General features: G+C 29.8%; 19 protein-coding genes and 1 other RNA gene. 10 read left to right on the top strand and 10 right to left on the bottom strand.

The features are described from left to right. The first annotated feature begins 98 nt into the window (after positions 1-98). The 8 genes from eno (at position 99) to NR218_RS03210 (ending at position 8,358) form a co-directional block, all read left to right on the top strand. Complete coding sequence (gene eno, locus NR218_RS03245; RefSeq protein ID WP_002448208.1) at positions 99-1,403, top strand: surface-displayed alpha-enolase; 1,305 nt, start codon at positions 99-101, stop codon at positions 1,401-1,403. 173 nt (positions 1,404-1,576) lie between these two features. Further along, positions 1,577-2,047: a hypothetical protein gene (locus NR218_RS03240; RefSeq protein WP_019835816.1), complete on the top strand. Its 471-nt coding sequence runs from the start codon at positions 1,577-1,579 to the stop codon at positions 2,045-2,047. Positions 2,048-2,114: 67 nt separating this feature from the next. After that, a complete protein-coding gene (gene secG / locus NR218_RS03235) occupies positions 2,115-2,348 on the top strand; it encodes a preprotein translocase subunit SecG (protein WP_002448159.1) in 234 nt (77 codons plus the stop codon). 205 nt (positions 2,349-2,553) lie between these two features. Then, positions 2,554-3,294 carry an alpha/beta hydrolase gene (locus NR218_RS03230; protein ID WP_017175900.1) on the top strand — a complete coding sequence of 247 codons (741 nt, stop codon included), beginning with the start codon at positions 2,554-2,556 and terminating at the stop codon, positions 3,292-3,294. A gap of 37 nt (positions 3,295-3,331) precedes the next feature. Further along, the gene (gene rnr / locus NR218_RS03225; protein ID WP_145449460.1) at positions 3,332-5,710 is read left to right on the top strand and encodes a ribonuclease R; all 2,379 of its coding nucleotides are present in this window, start codon (positions 3,332-3,334) and stop codon (positions 5,708-5,710) included. Positions 5,711-5,734: 24 nt separating this feature from the next. Further along, positions 5,735-6,205 (top strand): SsrA-binding protein SmpB, encoded by a 471-nt coding sequence (smpB, locus tag NR218_RS03220; RefSeq protein WP_017175898.1) that lies wholly within the window; start codon positions 5,735-5,737, stop codon positions 6,203-6,205. Positions 6,206-6,291: 86 nt separating this feature from the next. After that, positions 6,292-6,653, top strand: a transfer-messenger RNA (tmRNA) gene (ssrA, locus tag NR218_RS03215). A gap of 763 nt (positions 6,654-7,416) precedes the next feature. After that, positions 7,417-8,358 (top strand): cation diffusion facilitator family transporter, encoded by a 942-nt coding sequence (locus tag NR218_RS03210; protein WP_019835719.1) that lies wholly within the window; start codon positions 7,417-7,419, stop codon positions 8,356-8,358. Between the two features lie 54 nt (positions 8,359-8,412). Here the strand turns inward: NR218_RS03210 and NR218_RS03205 are convergent, their stop codons facing one another. From NR218_RS03205 to tsaA, 8 genes are all read right to left on the bottom strand, one after another. Next, positions 8,413-8,589: a hypothetical protein gene (locus NR218_RS03205; RefSeq protein ID WP_019835718.1), complete on the bottom strand. Its 177-nt coding sequence runs from the start codon at positions 8,587-8,589 to the stop codon at positions 8,413-8,415. Positions 8,590-8,724: 135 nt separating this feature from the next. Next, positions 8,725-9,441, bottom strand: coding sequence for a hypothetical protein (locus tag NR218_RS03200; RefSeq protein WP_070549395.1), 717 nt, complete (start codon positions 9,439-9,441; stop codon positions 8,725-8,727). A 132-nt stretch (positions 9,442-9,573) separates the two neighbouring features. Beyond that, complete coding sequence (locus NR218_RS03195; protein ID WP_019835716.1) at positions 9,574-9,801, bottom strand: hypothetical protein; 228 nt, start codon at positions 9,799-9,801, stop codon at positions 9,574-9,576. A 155-nt stretch (positions 9,802-9,956) separates the two neighbouring features. Next, positions 9,957-10,241 carry a hypothetical protein gene (locus NR218_RS03190; RefSeq protein WP_017175890.1) on the bottom strand — a complete coding sequence of 95 codons (285 nt, stop codon included), beginning with the start codon at positions 10,239-10,241 and terminating at the stop codon, positions 9,957-9,959. 76 nt (positions 10,242-10,317) lie between these two features. Further along, positions 10,318-11,064: a poly-gamma-glutamate hydrolase family protein gene (locus NR218_RS03185; protein ID WP_017175889.1), complete on the bottom strand. Its 747-nt coding sequence runs from the start codon at positions 11,062-11,064 to the stop codon at positions 10,318-10,320. Positions 11,065-11,137: 73 nt separating this feature from the next. Then, a complete protein-coding gene (gene lnsA / locus NR218_RS03180) occupies positions 11,138-11,704 on the bottom strand; it encodes a lipoprotein N-acylation protein LnsA (RefSeq protein ID WP_375541976.1) in 567 nt (188 codons plus the stop codon). A 96-nt stretch (positions 11,705-11,800) separates the two neighbouring features. Then, positions 11,801-11,989: a type II toxin-antitoxin system toxin TsaT gene (tsaT, locus tag NR218_RS03175; RefSeq protein WP_017175887.1), complete on the bottom strand. Its 189-nt coding sequence runs from the start codon at positions 11,987-11,989 to the stop codon at positions 11,801-11,803. 22 nt (positions 11,990-12,011) lie between these two features. Continuing rightward, positions 12,012-12,269 carry a type II toxin-antitoxin system antitoxin TsaA gene (gene tsaA, locus NR218_RS12710; RefSeq protein ID WP_416346226.1) on the bottom strand — a complete coding sequence of 86 codons (258 nt, stop codon included), beginning with the start codon at positions 12,267-12,269 and terminating at the stop codon, positions 12,012-12,014. Between the two features lie 452 nt (positions 12,270-12,721). On the opposite strand from tsaA, the gene NR218_RS03170 reads away from it, so the two are divergent. Then, complete coding sequence (locus tag NR218_RS03170) at positions 12,722-12,925, top strand: sterile alpha motif-like domain-containing protein (protein ID WP_017175885.1); 204 nt, start codon at positions 12,722-12,724, stop codon at positions 12,923-12,925. Here NR218_RS03170 and NR218_RS03165 read toward each other — a convergent pair. Further along, positions 12,917-13,159 (bottom strand): hypothetical protein, encoded by a 243-nt coding sequence (locus NR218_RS03165; protein ID WP_017175884.1) that lies wholly within the window; start codon positions 13,157-13,159, stop codon positions 12,917-12,919. The two genes, NR218_RS03170 and NR218_RS03165, sit on opposite strands and share 9 nt — an antisense overlap. Positions 13,160-13,353: 194 nt before the next feature. Here NR218_RS03165 and NR218_RS03160 point away from each other — a divergent pair, with 194 nt between their 5' ends. Beyond that, positions 13,354-13,953, top strand: a complete 600-nt coding sequence (locus NR218_RS03160) for a histidine phosphatase family protein (protein ID WP_019835711.1) — start codon at positions 13,354-13,356, stop codon at positions 13,951-13,953. A gap of 14 nt (positions 13,954-13,967) precedes the next feature. Here NR218_RS03160 and NR218_RS03155 read toward each other — a convergent pair whose 3' ends face one another. Continuing rightward, on the bottom strand, positions 13,968-14,459 hold the full coding sequence (locus NR218_RS03155; RefSeq protein WP_048761455.1) for a GNAT family N-acetyltransferase: 492 nt from the start codon (positions 14,457-14,459) through the stop codon (positions 13,968-13,970). Between the last annotated feature and the right edge of the window lie 391 nt (positions 14,460-14,850).

Genomic DNA, 14,850 nt, shown 5'->3' with positions numbered 1-14,850 from the left:
TGATTTAATATTAAGTCATCTTAGTATAAATATTTTATTAAATAACAAAAAATAGTTATAATAATTAAGGAATCTAAATTTAAAGGAGATTATTTATTATGCCAATTATTACAGATGTTTATGCTCGCGAAGTATTAGACTCACGTGGTAACCCAACAGTTGAAGTTGAAGTATTAACTGAAAGTGGTGCTTTTGGTCGTGCTTTAGTACCTTCAGGTGCTTCTACTGGTGAACACGAAGCAGTTGAATTACGTGATGGAGATAAATCACGTTATAGCGGTAAAGGTGTTACAAAAGCTGTTGAAAATGTAAACGAAATTATCGCTCCAGAAATCGTTGAAGGTGAATTTTCAGTTTTAGATCAAGTATCAATTGATAAAATGATGATTCAATTAGACGGAACACCTAACAAAGGTAAATTAGGTGCAAACGCTATTTTAGGTGTATCTATTGCCGTTGCACGCGCAGCAGCTGACTTATTAGGTCAACCATTATACAAATATTTCGGTGGATTTAACGGTAAACAATTACCAGTGCCAATGATGAATATTGTTAACGGTGGTTCTCACTCAGATGCACCAATTGCATTCCAAGAATTTATGATTTTACCAACTGGTGCTGAATCATTTAAAGAAGCATTACGTTGGGGTGCTGAAATTTTCCATAACTTAAAATCAATTTTAAGTGAACGTGGATTAGAAACTGCTGTAGGTGACGAAGGTGGTTTCGCTCCAAGATTTGACGGTACTGAAGATGCAGTTGAAACAATTATTAAAGCGATTGAAAAAGCTGGTTACAAACCAGGCGAAGATGTATTCTTAGGATTTGACTGTGCTTCATCTGAATTCTATGAAAATGGTGTATATGACTACACTAAATTCGAAGGTGAACATGGTGCGAAACGTAGCGCAGCTGAACAAGTTGACTACTTAGAAGAATTAATTAGTAAATATCCAATCATTACAATTGAAGATGGTATGGATGAAAATGACTGGGACGGTTGGAAACAATTAACTGATCGTATCGGTGATAAAGTTCAATTAGTAGGTGACGATTTATTCGTAACTAATACTGAAATTCTTTCTAGAGGCATTGAACAAGGTATTGGTAACTCAATCTTAATCAAAGTAAACCAAATTGGTACATTAACTGAAACATTTGATGCTATTGAAATGGCTCAAAAAGCTGGTTACACTGCAGTAGTATCTCACCGTTCTGGTGAAACTGAAGATACAACAATTGCTGATATCGCAGTAGCAACAAATGCTGGTCAAATTAAAACTGGTTCATTATCAAGAACAGATCGTATTGCGAAATATAATCAATTACTACGTATTGAAGATGAATTATTTGAAACAGCAAAATTTGACGGAATTAAATCTTTCTACAATTTAGATAAATAATTTTAGTAATATACTAAAGTCAATAGAGTTCACGCGTTTGCCTGTCATAGAGTTGAGACTATGACAGGCTTTTTTTAATATAAAATTTTAAATAATAGTATAGAAGTGTAAGATTTAACTTCATTGATGAAACTGATATAATAATCCTGTAATTGAAAGAAGGAGAATTGAAGATGGATCAACAACTTAATCAGTCAAATAAAAGAGAACGTATTACTGGTCAATTGATTGGATATAGTTCGCTTGTATTTTGTATATTATTAATTATCCATAATTTTATTGCTTTAGATGCTCGCACTGCTAAAACACTGTTAACACTAGCACATCAAAAAGCGTCAAGCAGTGCAGTAAATAATATTTTAAATAGTTTTAGATATACAGGTATTATGTATATTCTTGCATATTTAGCTGGAGTGATTGCTTTATGGAATCGACATAAATATCTTTGGTGGTTTATGTTTGCCGTATATGTATCAAATGTATTATTTACACTTGTCAACTTAACAATGGTGTTAAATGCTATTATTGAAACAAAATCGGTTTTATTTATTTTACCTATTTTAATCGTCGTGATTGGTTCAGCAATATTAGCAATATATATGTTAATTATTTCAATTGTACGTAAAAGTACATTTAATCGATAGTATTTGATAACTATATTAAGAATATGTTATAATTCGGAACGTATATAATGAACGGAGGACATTTTTCATGCATACATTATTTATGGTCTTATTAATTATTGATTGTATTGCATTAATTACTGTTGTATTACTCCAAGAAAGTAAAAGTAATGGACTTTCGGGTGCGATTAGCGGGGGCGCTGAACAGTTATTTGGTAAGCAAAAACAACGTGGCGTCGATTTATTCTTGCATAGATTAACAATTGTGTTAGCCATCATTTTCTTTTTAATAATGATTGGAATAAGTTATTTTGGTTTATAAGGTCCGACGATATCAATGTCGGGCTTTTTTATTTATAATAGAGTTAACACATTTTATAAAGAAGTCATTATTTTAATATAATCATCAATGCATATTTTTAAGCTATTCAGGGAATAAAATAGATTGATTATATAATGAATGCAGTCTATTAGTACAAAATAAAAAAAGTAATCATATTATAATTTTTGTTAGAGAGGGATAAAAAATGCAAATTAAGTTACCTCAACCTTTCTTTTTCCAAGAAGGTAAAAGAGCAGTCTTACTCTTACATGGATTCACAGGTAATTCCTCAGATGTAAGACAACTTGGTAGATTTTTACAAAAAAAAGGTTATACTTCTTATGCGCCACAGTATGAAGGTCATGCTGCACCGCCAGAAGAAATATTAAAGTCTAGTCCATATGTATGGTTTAAAGATGTACTTGATGGCTATGATTATCTTGTAGAACAAGGTTATGAAGACATAGCGGTAGCTGGATTGTCATTAGGCGGCGTATTTGCATTGAAGTTAAGTTTAAACCGTCCTGTAAAAGGTATCATAACAATGTGTGCACCTGCCGAAGTAAAAACAGAAGGTACAATCTATGAAGGTTTTTTAGAATATGCACGTAATTTTAAAAAATACGAAGGTAAAGACCAAGCAACGATTGATAAAGAAATGGAAGATTTTCATCCTACTGAAACACTCAAAGAACTTAGTGATACGTTAAGTCGCGTGCGTAATGATGTAGATGAAGTCTTAGATCCCATTTTAGTAGTTCAAGCTGAAAAAGATGAAATGATTGATCCTCAGTCAGCAAATTATATATACGAAAATGTAGATTCAGATGAAAAACAAATTAAATGGTATGCAAATTCAGGACATGTCATTACAATTGATAAAGAAAAAGAGCAAGTGTTTGAAGATGTATATGCGTTTTTAGAAGGATTAGACTGGTCTGAATAAATCATAAAAATAATTGATTGAAGAAAGGAGGAGCATGATGAATTTAAAGCAATCCATTGAAGAAATTGTAAAACAACCTGATTATGAACCGATGTCTGTATCAGACTTTCAAGATGCTTTAGGTCTTAGTAGTGCCGACTCATTTAGAGAATTAATAAAGGTGCTCGTTGAACTTGAACAAGCAGGATTGGTAGAGCGAACAAAGACAGATCGCTATCAACGTAAAGTATCAAATAAGAATTTAAGTTCAAAATTAATAAGAGGTACTTTAAGTCAAAATAAAAAAGGCTTTGCTTTTTTACGCCCAGAAAACGAAGAACTTGAAGATATTTTTATTCCACCAACAAAGATTAATCGTGCTTTAGATGGAGATACAGTAATAGTTGAATTACAAAAATCCAGAGGAGAGCATCGTGGAAAAGTTGAAGGTGAAGTAAAATCTATAGAAAAACACTCTGTCACACAAGTGGTAGGTACGTATAGTGAAGCAAAACATTTTGGTTTTGTCATTCCTGACGATAAACGTATTATGCAAGATATATTTATACCTAAAGGACAGAGTCTTGGAGCTGTAGATGGTCATAAAGTACTTGTCCAAATCACAAAATATGCTGATGGTACAGATAATCCAGAAGGACATGTGTCTGCTATTCTAGGTCATAAAAATGACCCAGGAGTAGATATTCTTTCAATTATTTATCAGCATGGAATTGAGATTGAATTTCCTGATGAGGTATTAAAAGAAGCGGAATCAGTCCCTGAAGAAATAAAACCTGAAGAAATTAAGGGACGAAGAGATTTAAGAAACGATCTTACAATTACAATAGATGGTGCAGATGCTAAAGATTTAGACGATGCAATTAGCGTTAAACGTCTAGATAATGGCCATACGGAATTGACAGTAAGTATTGCAGACGTAAGTTATTACGTAAAAGAAGGCTCTGCGCTAGATAAAGAAGCTTATGATAGAGCAACGAGTGTATATTTAGTAGACCGTGTTATTCCAATGATTCCACACCGTTTAAGTAATGGTATCTGTTCATTAAATCCTGAAGTAGATCGTTTAACGTTAAGTTGTCGTATGGAAATAAATGAGCGTGGCGAAGTGGTGGATCATGACATATTTGATAGTGTTATTCATTCAAACTATCGTATGACATATGATGCAGTGAATCAAATTATTACCGAAAAAAACACAGAAGTGCGTCAACAATACAGTGAAATTGTCCCAATGTTAGATTTAGCACAAGATTTATCTAATCGACTTATCCATATGCGTAAACGTCGTGGTGAAATTGATTTTGATATTAATGAAGCTAAAGTGTTGGTCAATCAAGAAGGACTACCTACAGATGTAATATTGCGAGAACGTGGTGAAGGAGAGCGTTTAATTGAATCATTTATGTTAGCAGCCAATGAAACAGTTGCTGAACATTTTAACAAATTAGAAGTGCCATTTATTTATCGTGTTCATGAACAACCAAAATCAGATCGATTACGCCAGTTCTTCGACTTTATTACTAATTTTGGTATTATGGTTAAAGGCACAGGTGAAGATATTCATCCTTCAACATTACAATCTATCCAAGAAGAAGTTGAAGGTCGTTCTGAGCAAATGGTTATTTCAACAATGATGTTACGTTCGATGCAACAAGCACATTATGATGATACAAATTTAGGTCATTTCGGCTTGTCAGCAGAATATTATACACATTTTACTTCCCCGATTCGTCGTTATCCAGATTTAACTGTCCATCGCTTAATTCGTAAGTATCTTGTCGATCACTCTATGAATCATAAAGAGATGCATAAATGGGAAGAAACATTACCAGAATTAGCAGAACATACATCTCAACGTGAACGTCGCGCAATTGAAGCAGAGAGAGATACAGATGAGTTGAAGAAAGCAGAGTATATGATTCAACATATTGGTGATGAATTTGAAGGTATTGTAAGCTCTGTTGCCAATTTTGGTATGTTCGTTGAATTACCAAATACGATAGAAGGTATGGTTCATATTTCTAATATGACAGATGATTATTATCAATTTGATGAACGACAAATGGCGTTGATAGGTGAACGACATGCTAAAGTGTTTAGAATTGGTGATGAGGTAAAAGTTAAAGTTACTCATGTAGACGTAGATGAACGCATGATAGATTTCCAAATTGTTGGCATGCCATTACCTAAAAATGATAAATCACAGCGTCCTGCTCGTGGAAAAACGATTCAAGCTAAAACGCGTGGTAAATCTTTAGATAAATCCAAAGATAATCATCATAAAAACAAAAAGAAAAAACGTAAACAACGTAAGGGTAAAAATCAACGTCAACGTGATAAACAAAGCGCAACTAAGCATAAACCTTTTTATAAAGATAAAAATATTAAGAAAAAAGCGCGTCGTAAGAAAAAATAATCAGCAAAGAGGTGACATACATTAATGGCCAAGAAAAAAACAAAATCACCAGGTACGTTGGCTGAAAACCGTAAAGCAAGACATGATTATAATATTGAAGATACCATTGAAGCAGGTATTGCGCTTCAAGGTACAGAAATTAAATCGATTCGACGAGGTAGTGCGAACTTAAAAGATAGTTATGCACAAGTGAAGCGTGGAGAAATGTATATTAATAATATGCATATTGCTCCATACGAAGAAGGAAATCGTTTTAATCATGATCCATTACGATCAAGAAAGCTGTTATTGCATAAAAAAGAGATTATCAAACTCGGCGAACGTACAAGAGAAATTGGATATTCGATTATTCCTTTAAAATTGTATTTAAAACATGGACAATGTAAAGTTTTATTAGGCATAGCTCGTGGTAAAAAACTGCATGATAAACGTCAAGCATTGAAAGATAAAGCAATGAAACGAGATGTTGATCGTGCAATGAAAGCCCGTTATTAAGCATAATTGTTGCTTAATCGGGCTCTATTTGTTATGATAAGTAAAGTTGTTTAAATTAAACTGTATCTTATATTTTATTATATTGCGGGGGCGTTTTTGGATTCGACAGGGGTCCCCCGAGCTTATTAAGCGTGTCGGAGGGTTGTCTCCGTCATCAACACATTCGGTTAAATATAACTGACAAATCAAACAATAATTTAGCAGTAGCTGCGTAATAGCGCTCTGCATCGCCTAACAGCATTTCCTATGTGCTGTTAACGCGATTCAACCCTAATAGGATATGCTAAACACTGCCGTTTGAAGTCTGTTTAGATGAAATTTAATCAAACTAGCATATTGTTGGTTGTCTATTGCTTACCAATATGCGAAATGAATCAATAGACTACACACGTAGAAAGATTTGTATCAGGACCTCTGGACGCGGGTTCGAATCCCGCCGCCTCCATCTCATAGCTTGTAACCTTATTGGTTGCAGGCTTTTTATTTTTATTGCCCCAATATAGCCCCCAAATATACCCAATAAAAATGCACCCTATAATTAAGATGCAATATTTTTGTATAAAACTATTTCATTTTTATCATTGTGAATTTCAAGGATAATATCATGAATTTTCTCATCTTCACTATAAGTATCTTTCATTTCATTATATTTAAAATATGCTAACTGTCTATTTGTCCTTTGTCCCAGTTATGTTGCGTTTTTATTGATTTTTTTGTTCTAAATCCGTAGAAGCGGTTTATCTTTTTAGGTGGGTTTTTAATAATTAAATTTCCTAGTAAAATCATAAAAATACTTGAAGGAAATAAAAGCATTTGATAACTTCCTTTTTCATGTTTTTGAAGAGCTTCTTTCTTAATATTATATAGAAATAATGCAACGAAAAAAATAATGTAAGTATGATGTTAATAAATTAAAGAATGATGAATACTTTTGACTAACACTAGATATAAGTCAGTTAGTCTAAGACAAAATAGAAATAACGAACTTTTATGATTGGTAAATCAACTGTGGTGATTAAATGTAATGCAATTTATATTTACATTTATGTGATAAATCATTTTGCCTCAAATATACAATGTTTTTAAATTTCAATTATTTATTGTAATAACATTAAAACGTTGATATATTAATGTTTGTAACGTTTTTTTTAATATATATTAGGGTAGTTTTAAAGAAAATAATTTATAATTTAATTGTTTGGAGAGAAGTAATGAACAATCAATCAAAATATTTTCATCATGTAGAACATAGGAAATTTCAAAGTAGTTCAAAAGCAACGCTTTGGTCTTCTTTGATTATTACGTTGATTTTTACAATTGTAGAGTTTGTAGGTGGGTTATATGCTAATTCACTTGCTTTATTATCAGATTCATTCCATATGTTAAGTGATGTTTTGGCACTAGGGTTGTCTATGCTTGCTATTTATTTTGCAAGTAAACCTCCAACGAAACATTATACGTATGGATTTTTAAGATTAGAAATTATTGTAGCTTTCTTAAATGGTTTAGCATTAATTGTTATTTCGTTAGGTATTATGTATGAAGGCATTTTGAGAATCATACATCCTGAATCGGTAGCAAGTGGTATCATGATATTTGTAGCTGTATTAGGTCTTATTATAAATATCATTTTAACACTTATTTTATATAGATCTTTAAGAAAAGAAGATAATGTTAATATTCAAAGCGCATTATGGCATTTTTTCGGAGATTTATTAAATTCAATTGGCGTTATCGTAGCAGTAGTACTTATTCATTTTACTGGATGGGAAATTATTGACCCAATCATTAGTATCATCATTTCTCTTATCATTTTAAATGGTGGATATAAAATAATTAAAAATGCTTGGAAAGTGTTAATGGAGAGTATTCCAGATGGATATGATTCAGATGAAATTATTAATGCAATGAAAAGCGTTGAAGGCGTTATAGATGTGCATGAATTTCATTTATGGAGTATCACTACAAACCATAGTTCATTGAGTGCTCATGTTGTTTTAAGTGATGAATATACTAAATGGCCATATTCAACGGTTAATAAAGTTTCTGAATTGTTGAAAGAAAAATATAATTTAGAACATGTTACACTACAAATTGAAAATATTCATCTTAACCATTTAGATGAAGATTACTTTAAACAATACGAAGAATGATAATTAAATAAGAGTAGAAGCGATGGATAGTAAGAGCGCTTCTACTCCTTATTTTTAGTTTTTATTTATTTTTTTACTATCTACGCGTTCAGAATTGCCTTTAGATTTGTGTGCTTTTGGATTATTTTTTTTATGTGCACTTTCGTTTACATCTTTGACTGTATCATTACTATGACTACATGCACCTAATACTAGAAAGCTTGAAAGTGTTAGTAAGGCTAATTTTTTCATTGTCTCATCCCTTTGTTTTAAGTCGTATCATATTTTAGTATGGCATATTAAATGTAATATTCAATAAATATTTATAAGTTTTAAAAAGATGTCGAAAATAAAAGGTAGAGCTTCAAAACTCTACCTTTTTTATTATTAATTGTTTATTTGGTTTGTATTATTATTCGTATTATCGCTTTGTGTATTTTGAGTTGTATTTGATGTGCTATTTTGATTTACATTATTAGTATTGTTTTTTGTTGTATTAGATTCATTTGTATGATTATATTGAGTACTATTTTGACTATTCTGGGTTTGAGTAGAATTTGATTGTTTTGAATCATTATTTGCTGAATTCGTCTGATATTGAGATGTGTCTTGTTGGTGTGTTGAAGGTTCTTGATGTCGTTGTGTAGAATTTTGGTTATTTGTAGTCGCATTATTTTGTTCAGTAGTTGGGTTTTCTTGTTGTATTGATTGTTGTGTAGTTGGTGATTCTGATGACTGAATTGAATGTTCTTCTGTGGCGGGTGTGTTTTCTTGAGTGGCAGGAGTGTCCTGAATAGACTCATTTGATGTATCCTTATGATCTTTCTTAGAATTATTATCTTTTTTATTATTATTTTCTTTATTTGTTTTATTATCTTTAGGCTTTTCTTTTTTTACAGGAGTGATGTCACTTTTAGAGGGATTATTACTCTCAATGACTTTATGAATACCCAGTGCAAGCATACTTAATAAGATAATAATAATAGCCATAGCAAGCATTTTTAAGTAATTTTTATTCTTAAAAATAGCAATAATACCAAAAATAATGACTATACATGCGATTAAAAATAAAGTAATGCCTAGATAGAATATAATGTTATCCATAACTGACCTCCATAATTACAACATATCAATCAAATATTACTATAATTATTACATAATAAATATTAATATTTATTTAACATTTTATTATTTTTTTAAAACAATTTAGTTAATAAAATTATTAATATAATAGTGTTATTCATTCGATTTATTGTAAATGTTAATTTCTTCATTTTTAAAATTGATTGAAACATATAACTGGTCATCATATGTATTAATAGGAAGAGACGGTGTATTCAGTTTAAACTCTGATAGAATTTTAAATGAACCATTATTTAAAGGTTCAACTATAGATACATCATTTTCGTTTTGTTGTATAAGTAGATTTCTATTCGTCATATTATTAATTTTCCAATGATTCATGTAAACTCACCTCTATTAAAAATAAAAAGCCTGAAACATACTCAATACATATGTGCAGGCTTTAAAAGTTATATTCATAGTTAAATAAATATATTTATTTAAGACTTTTAAGCAAAGATCCTTGAATAGGAATAACTTGAAAAAATTGGATATTTTTAATTAAAGCTTTGTTCAATTTCAGTAAAAGCTTTATTTGTAACTTTAATATTATCAATTCTATCAGACATAATATTACCATCTAGATAGCCATGATCAATAAGAACTTTACAATTTTCTAAGAAATCGCTATATTTTCTATCGCAAAAATAATCATCTTGAGCTGTAATACTATCTTTAAAATTATTTGCTTCTTCCTCTGTTTGACCACTATTTGAACGTTCCATATATAGCTTATAAAATTTTGCTACTGTATATTTTTGTTCGTTAGTTAATTCGTCCATAGAAACGCCTCCTAAACTCATTACTTATATATACCCAATTTAATTTAATTAAAAAACTAAAAAAACGATATTACATTTATTGAGCTTTTTTAATACCTTGATCTACTGCTTCGGCAAATCTATAAAATGTTCTCGTATAATTTTTGGGGGATCGTCTATTATTTTTATCCAAGTTGTTATGTTTAAAAAACAAAGCTCGTTGGCGAGTCGTCAATTCTAGTTGCACTCCTGTATCTTTTTTATCTCTATTAATAATATTATTATTGGAAAGGGCCTCAATTCCTTTAGGCGTTTTTTGTACTGTAAATCCATGATCAGTTAATGAATGACGTAATGTTTGAACCAATTTTTTATCTTGACCACCTACGTAAACAATGGGTTCATCGCCTGCATATCCGTGAATAGATACTGTTTTTGACGAATGGTTGAGCATATCTAATAATTGAGGTTCATCAAAAACAGTAGAAGTAATATGTAGTTGAGCATTATTATCTGAACGTAGACCTTCAAATGAATAAAAATTATATTGACCAATATTTGAAATACGACGAGCGAGTTCAGTGGTTCCAGGTTCAATACTTCCACCATGAATCGCTGTAATTAAGGTATCGCTGTGCTTACGGTGTTTTGTGATTATTTTCCAATCTTTATTTTTTGTTGTATGTTGTTTTAAATCATTAAAGTTAGCATAGTAATCTAAAGATTGATTTTGTTTTAAATCAAAATGTTTATAAAAGTAAAGAAAGAAAAGAATAAATAATATAATAATAAGAGTTAAAAACATATAATAAAAAAATCGATAATGTAATTTTTTGTTTTTCATAAAAATAAGTTGTTCCTTTAAATATCATTTCTTAGTATAGAAAAGTATAGCGTAACGCCATAGTCTTTAACTATTAGTATGTTTTTACGAGCTTAAGGCGATAGTCATTATTAAAATTATCAACTAAAGCATATGGAGAGATAATCAGTAAACCATGATCATTTATCGTATCTTTACTTACACCGTATTTATATGCTTGATAAATAATTTTAGTACAATATGTAAAACGTTCACTTTTTAAATTAAGTGTAACTAAATAAGTTTTATCACTATTTTTATAATGAGCTTTTGCCCAATCAGCTGCTTTTTGACCTGCATTAGGATATTCACAACGATATACTTTAATCCAATCATTTTTTTTAACGCCAAATCGCTGTTTAAATGATTCGAAAGATTCAGTAATAGGCTTATCGCCGGGTCCTTCAATTTGTAAAACAGTATCATGATCTAAAGCAATACTTGAATGTCCAAAGAAACCAAATAATACCGGACCTTTTGTAAGAATAATGTCACCAGGTTGTAATTTGAAATCATTTCCTTTTCCTGAAGATGAAGAAGTGGAACTTATAGATGCATAAGTATGAGAAGGGAACGCGAAAAATAGTAATGAAATGAAAATAACAAATATAATACGCTTCAATTGAATAGTCTTCAATTTATATCTCCTTAATTGTTTTATAGAGAAATATATAAAAAAGAACAAAATAAGATTGTATTTTGTTCTTTTAAACTCTATTTATAAAATACCAAATATTAGTACATATATCAGTAAAGCAAAACCAAAAATATAAAAGATGACTGTAAAGCCTAAATATGATTCTTTACGTTCTTCTTTTTTAGATTTTAGCAATAACCCTAATATAATTGAAGCAGCAACAACAAATATAATACCCAGCCAAAGTAAAATTGTTAAATGTGTACTCATTTGTAAACCTCCCACATTTTAATTAAAAAAAGTTATATATCAGTGGATATATATAATATAAAAAAATGATTAGATTAGTTAAAAAAATTATTTCGCTTATAAGGTTTTTATCCAAAATAGCGGCAATTAAACTGAATGAAATAGTAAGGTCACATATGATTAAACCAGGTATGAGCCAAAAATAATCATCTAACTTAGGAAAATAGGTGACAGTAATATTAAAACCTAGAAATAAAAGGGTAATCATAATATTAATCCAAAATAATTTATTAATATTCATAGGTAGTGTCACCTCTATAATAATGATGTCTTTTTTATCATCATATCACTTCTTTAAAAGAAAGGTAAAACTTTAATTCTTATTAAAAGAATTACTTCGTAAATACACAGAAAAAAAGCTGGCGATTAAACTAAAATATACTCATCGGCAGTCATAAATATGTATGATTACACTAATAAACATATCAATTAAAAGGGAAAATCAGAAAAGTAAATAGAAGAGTATAAAAGTTCAAAAAATCATCACATTTACAGAAAGTTAATATCCGCATAGAATGTTTTTAGTGAATAATTAAAAATAAAGTGTTTTAATTATTTTAATAAAACCAATTAAAACATTACAACTTTTATAAAAATCTAACTTACTGATTTGCTTATATAAATAAACATCACTCATTTAGAAATAATAAGATGATAGGAGATACTGAAATGTTGTAATGTGAGGAGGAAAAAATGACATTTTATGATTTTGTTATTGGATTTATTAATGATGATACACCACTAGGAAGTTTAGCAAACTACATTGTAAATGATCATAAATTTCCCAAAAACGAACGCAATAATAAAGAAATTAGAGCATATGTTATGTCAAATTACGTTGATCACCAACTTATCGAAAGCGCTAATCGAGCAATTAGCCTCTATAAATTAATTTGAATTAGGATAGTACCAATTTTGTTGCTTTAGCGCATTCCATATATCTTTAGTTTTAAAGTTTAATTCATTATCTCTAATTGAAAAAGGTTCTATAATTTCTCTATCTAACCACGAATGAATAAGTTCACTAGGAACTCCATCAAGTAACATTTCTGATTTACTTATTACAAAACATTCCCAATCTAATGAGAGGTTATTAGGATTGACATAATTGTATTGATTATGATCATTCATAATGAACGCTCCTTTATTTATAAAACTTATAATTCATTATACCCCTTATAATGAGAATCAAACGAGTAGTAATTAATTTTTTACCTTTAGTTATTTTTAAGTATAAAAAAATTAAGGTATACTATGTATGGATTATAAAGTGGTGTAAAAGAAAGTTGCCTATATTATTTAAAAAATATATTGAGGTGAATGTAATGAGTAAAATACTCTATTTAATGAGACATGGACAAACTATGTTTAATTTAAGAGGGAAAGTACAAGGTGCAAGTGATTCTCCACTTACTAAATTAGGAATATCTCAAGCGAAGCAAGCAGGTCATTACTTTAAACATAATCATATTACTTTTGACGAAGCATATTCATCTAGTTCGGAACGAGCATGTGATACGTTAGAAAATGTTTTACCTGATCAAGCATATCAACGTAATAAAGGATTAAAAGAATGGAGTTTTGGGCTATTTGAAGGAGATAGTGTTCAATTATTGGATGCAGTTTGGGATAAACACGATATTTTTGGAACTAGACTACGTGCTTTCGGAGGAGAAACGAAAAGTGAAGTTGAACATCGTATCGTCACAACATTAAGTAATTTATTAGAGTCCTCTAATGGAAAAACATTCTTAGCGGTAAGCCATGGTACAGCCATTCAGGTTTTTTTAAGAAAATGGATAGGTGATGATATGGCAAATCAATATATCATTGGAAATTGTTGTATTTTAAAATTCATTTATACACATGGAAAATTTGAATTTCTCGATATGGTTGATCCTACAATCGATGATGTCAATAAATAAAATTTTTATCCTGGCTATTTAATATCATAGAGTAGCCAATGAACATCGAAATAAGTATCATCTACTTTAAATGAGTTTTTTTCAATCCCTAAAGTTTCAAAACCAAGTGCAGTGAAAAAAATCTTTGCACTAATATGATTGGACGTAATACAAGTCATTAGTTTTTCAATATGACGAGCCTTTGCATAATTAATCACTTCACAGATTAAATTTTGCAAAGTAATCTCGTCTTTTTTGTCTTTTAAAAAGAGATTTTCTAACATTGCTTTATGTTGTGTGCCTACTTGTTTGAGTTGTCGCAATGTAACACCAGCCACAAGTTTTTCATTTTTAAAATTGCCAAAAATATTACAATACTCTTCTTCTTTAGATAGAATGTGTTTTAAATAATTTGGAGACACATGTTGAAAATAAAGTTTATCCCATGAATAAGTATGTGAATCATTTGATATTAAAGTAATATATTGATTTAAATCATTGTTAGTAAGAATTCTAACTTCTGACATTATACTCACCTCAAATTATCATTAGCATTTAATAATCTATTTATACAAATTAATTGAATTATAAATATTTTATAAACTTTAATTAATAACTATATATATAGAATAGCTTATTTTAAAAAATTATACAAAAAGTGTGAGAATATATAGACATTAAAATAATATCTATCATACATCGATATTTTTAAACTTAATTTTTTAGATAGGAAATGGGCAAGATAGGATTCAATTTGAACACGTCGTTCAACTCTAGCAATACATCCCCAAGGACGTAAATGTTCTTATTGAAAGTCATTATGTTAACTTCTGTACTACTATTGAAATAACTTGATATCAGCTTTTTTCAATTCAGTCTTTATCTATCAACACATAAAAAAATCCTGAGACATAATGA

The organism is Staphylococcus sp. SUC_1.2, from assembly GCF_026222585.1.
Note: the sequence above shows the minus strand (reverse complement) of the source record. Positions and strands in the feature narration are given on the sequence as shown.

Excerpts from the sequence above, each read along its gene's own strand:
- NR218_RS03195 (WP_019835716.1), bottom strand. The coding sequence starts at position 9,801 with ATGAATCATTGGAAAATTAATAATATGACGAATAGAAATCTACTTATA.
- NR218_RS03185 (WP_017175889.1), bottom strand. The coding sequence starts at position 11,064 with ATGAAAAACAAAAAATTACATTATCGATTTTTTTATTATATGTTTTTA.
- rnr (WP_145449460.1), top strand. The coding sequence starts at position 3,332 with ATGAATTTAAAGCAATCCATTGAAGAAATTGTAAAACAACCTGATTAT.
- NR218_RS03210 (WP_019835719.1), top strand. The coding sequence starts at position 7,417 with ATGAACAATCAATCAAAATATTTTCATCATGTAGAACATAGGAAATTT.
- secG (WP_002448159.1), top strand. The coding sequence starts at position 2,115 with ATGCATACATTATTTATGGTCTTATTAATTATTGATTGTATTGCATTA.
- NR218_RS03240 (WP_019835816.1), top strand. The coding sequence starts at position 1,577 with ATGGATCAACAACTTAATCAGTCAAATAAAAGAGAACGTATTACTGGT.
- eno (WP_002448208.1), top strand. The coding sequence starts at position 99 with ATGCCAATTATTACAGATGTTTATGCTCGCGAAGTATTAGACTCACGT.
- smpB (WP_017175898.1), top strand. The coding sequence starts at position 5,735 with ATGGCCAAGAAAAAAACAAAATCACCAGGTACGTTGGCTGAAAACCGT.
- NR218_RS03160 (WP_019835711.1), top strand. The coding sequence starts at position 13,354 with ATGAGTAAAATACTCTATTTAATGAGACATGGACAAACTATGTTTAAT.
- NR218_RS03155 (WP_048761455.1), bottom strand. The coding sequence starts at position 14,459 with ATGTCAGAAGTTAGAATTCTTACTAACAATGATTTAAATCAATATATT.
- tsaA (WP_416346226.1), bottom strand. The coding sequence starts at position 12,269 with ATGAATATTAATAAATTATTTTGGATTAATATTATGATTACCCTTTTA.
- NR218_RS03200 (WP_070549395.1), bottom strand. The coding sequence starts at position 9,441 with ATGGATAACATTATATTCTATCTAGGCATTACTTTATTTTTAATCGCA.
- NR218_RS03165 (WP_017175884.1), bottom strand. The coding sequence starts at position 13,159 with ATGAATGATCATAATCAATACAATTATGTCAATCCTAATAACCTCTCA.
- NR218_RS03170 (WP_017175885.1), top strand. The coding sequence starts at position 12,722 with ATGACATTTTATGATTTTGTTATTGGATTTATTAATGATGATACACCA.
- NR218_RS03205 (WP_019835718.1), bottom strand. The coding sequence starts at position 8,589 with ATGAAAAAATTAGCCTTACTAACACTTTCAAGCTTTCTAGTATTAGGT.
- tsaT (WP_017175887.1), bottom strand. The coding sequence starts at position 11,989 with ATGAGTACACATTTAACAATTTTACTTTGGCTGGGTATTATATTTGTT.
- NR218_RS03190 (WP_017175890.1), bottom strand. The coding sequence starts at position 10,241 with ATGGACGAATTAACTAACGAACAAAAATATACAGTAGCAAAATTTTAT.
- NR218_RS03230 (WP_017175900.1), top strand. The coding sequence starts at position 2,554 with ATGCAAATTAAGTTACCTCAACCTTTCTTTTTCCAAGAAGGTAAAAGA.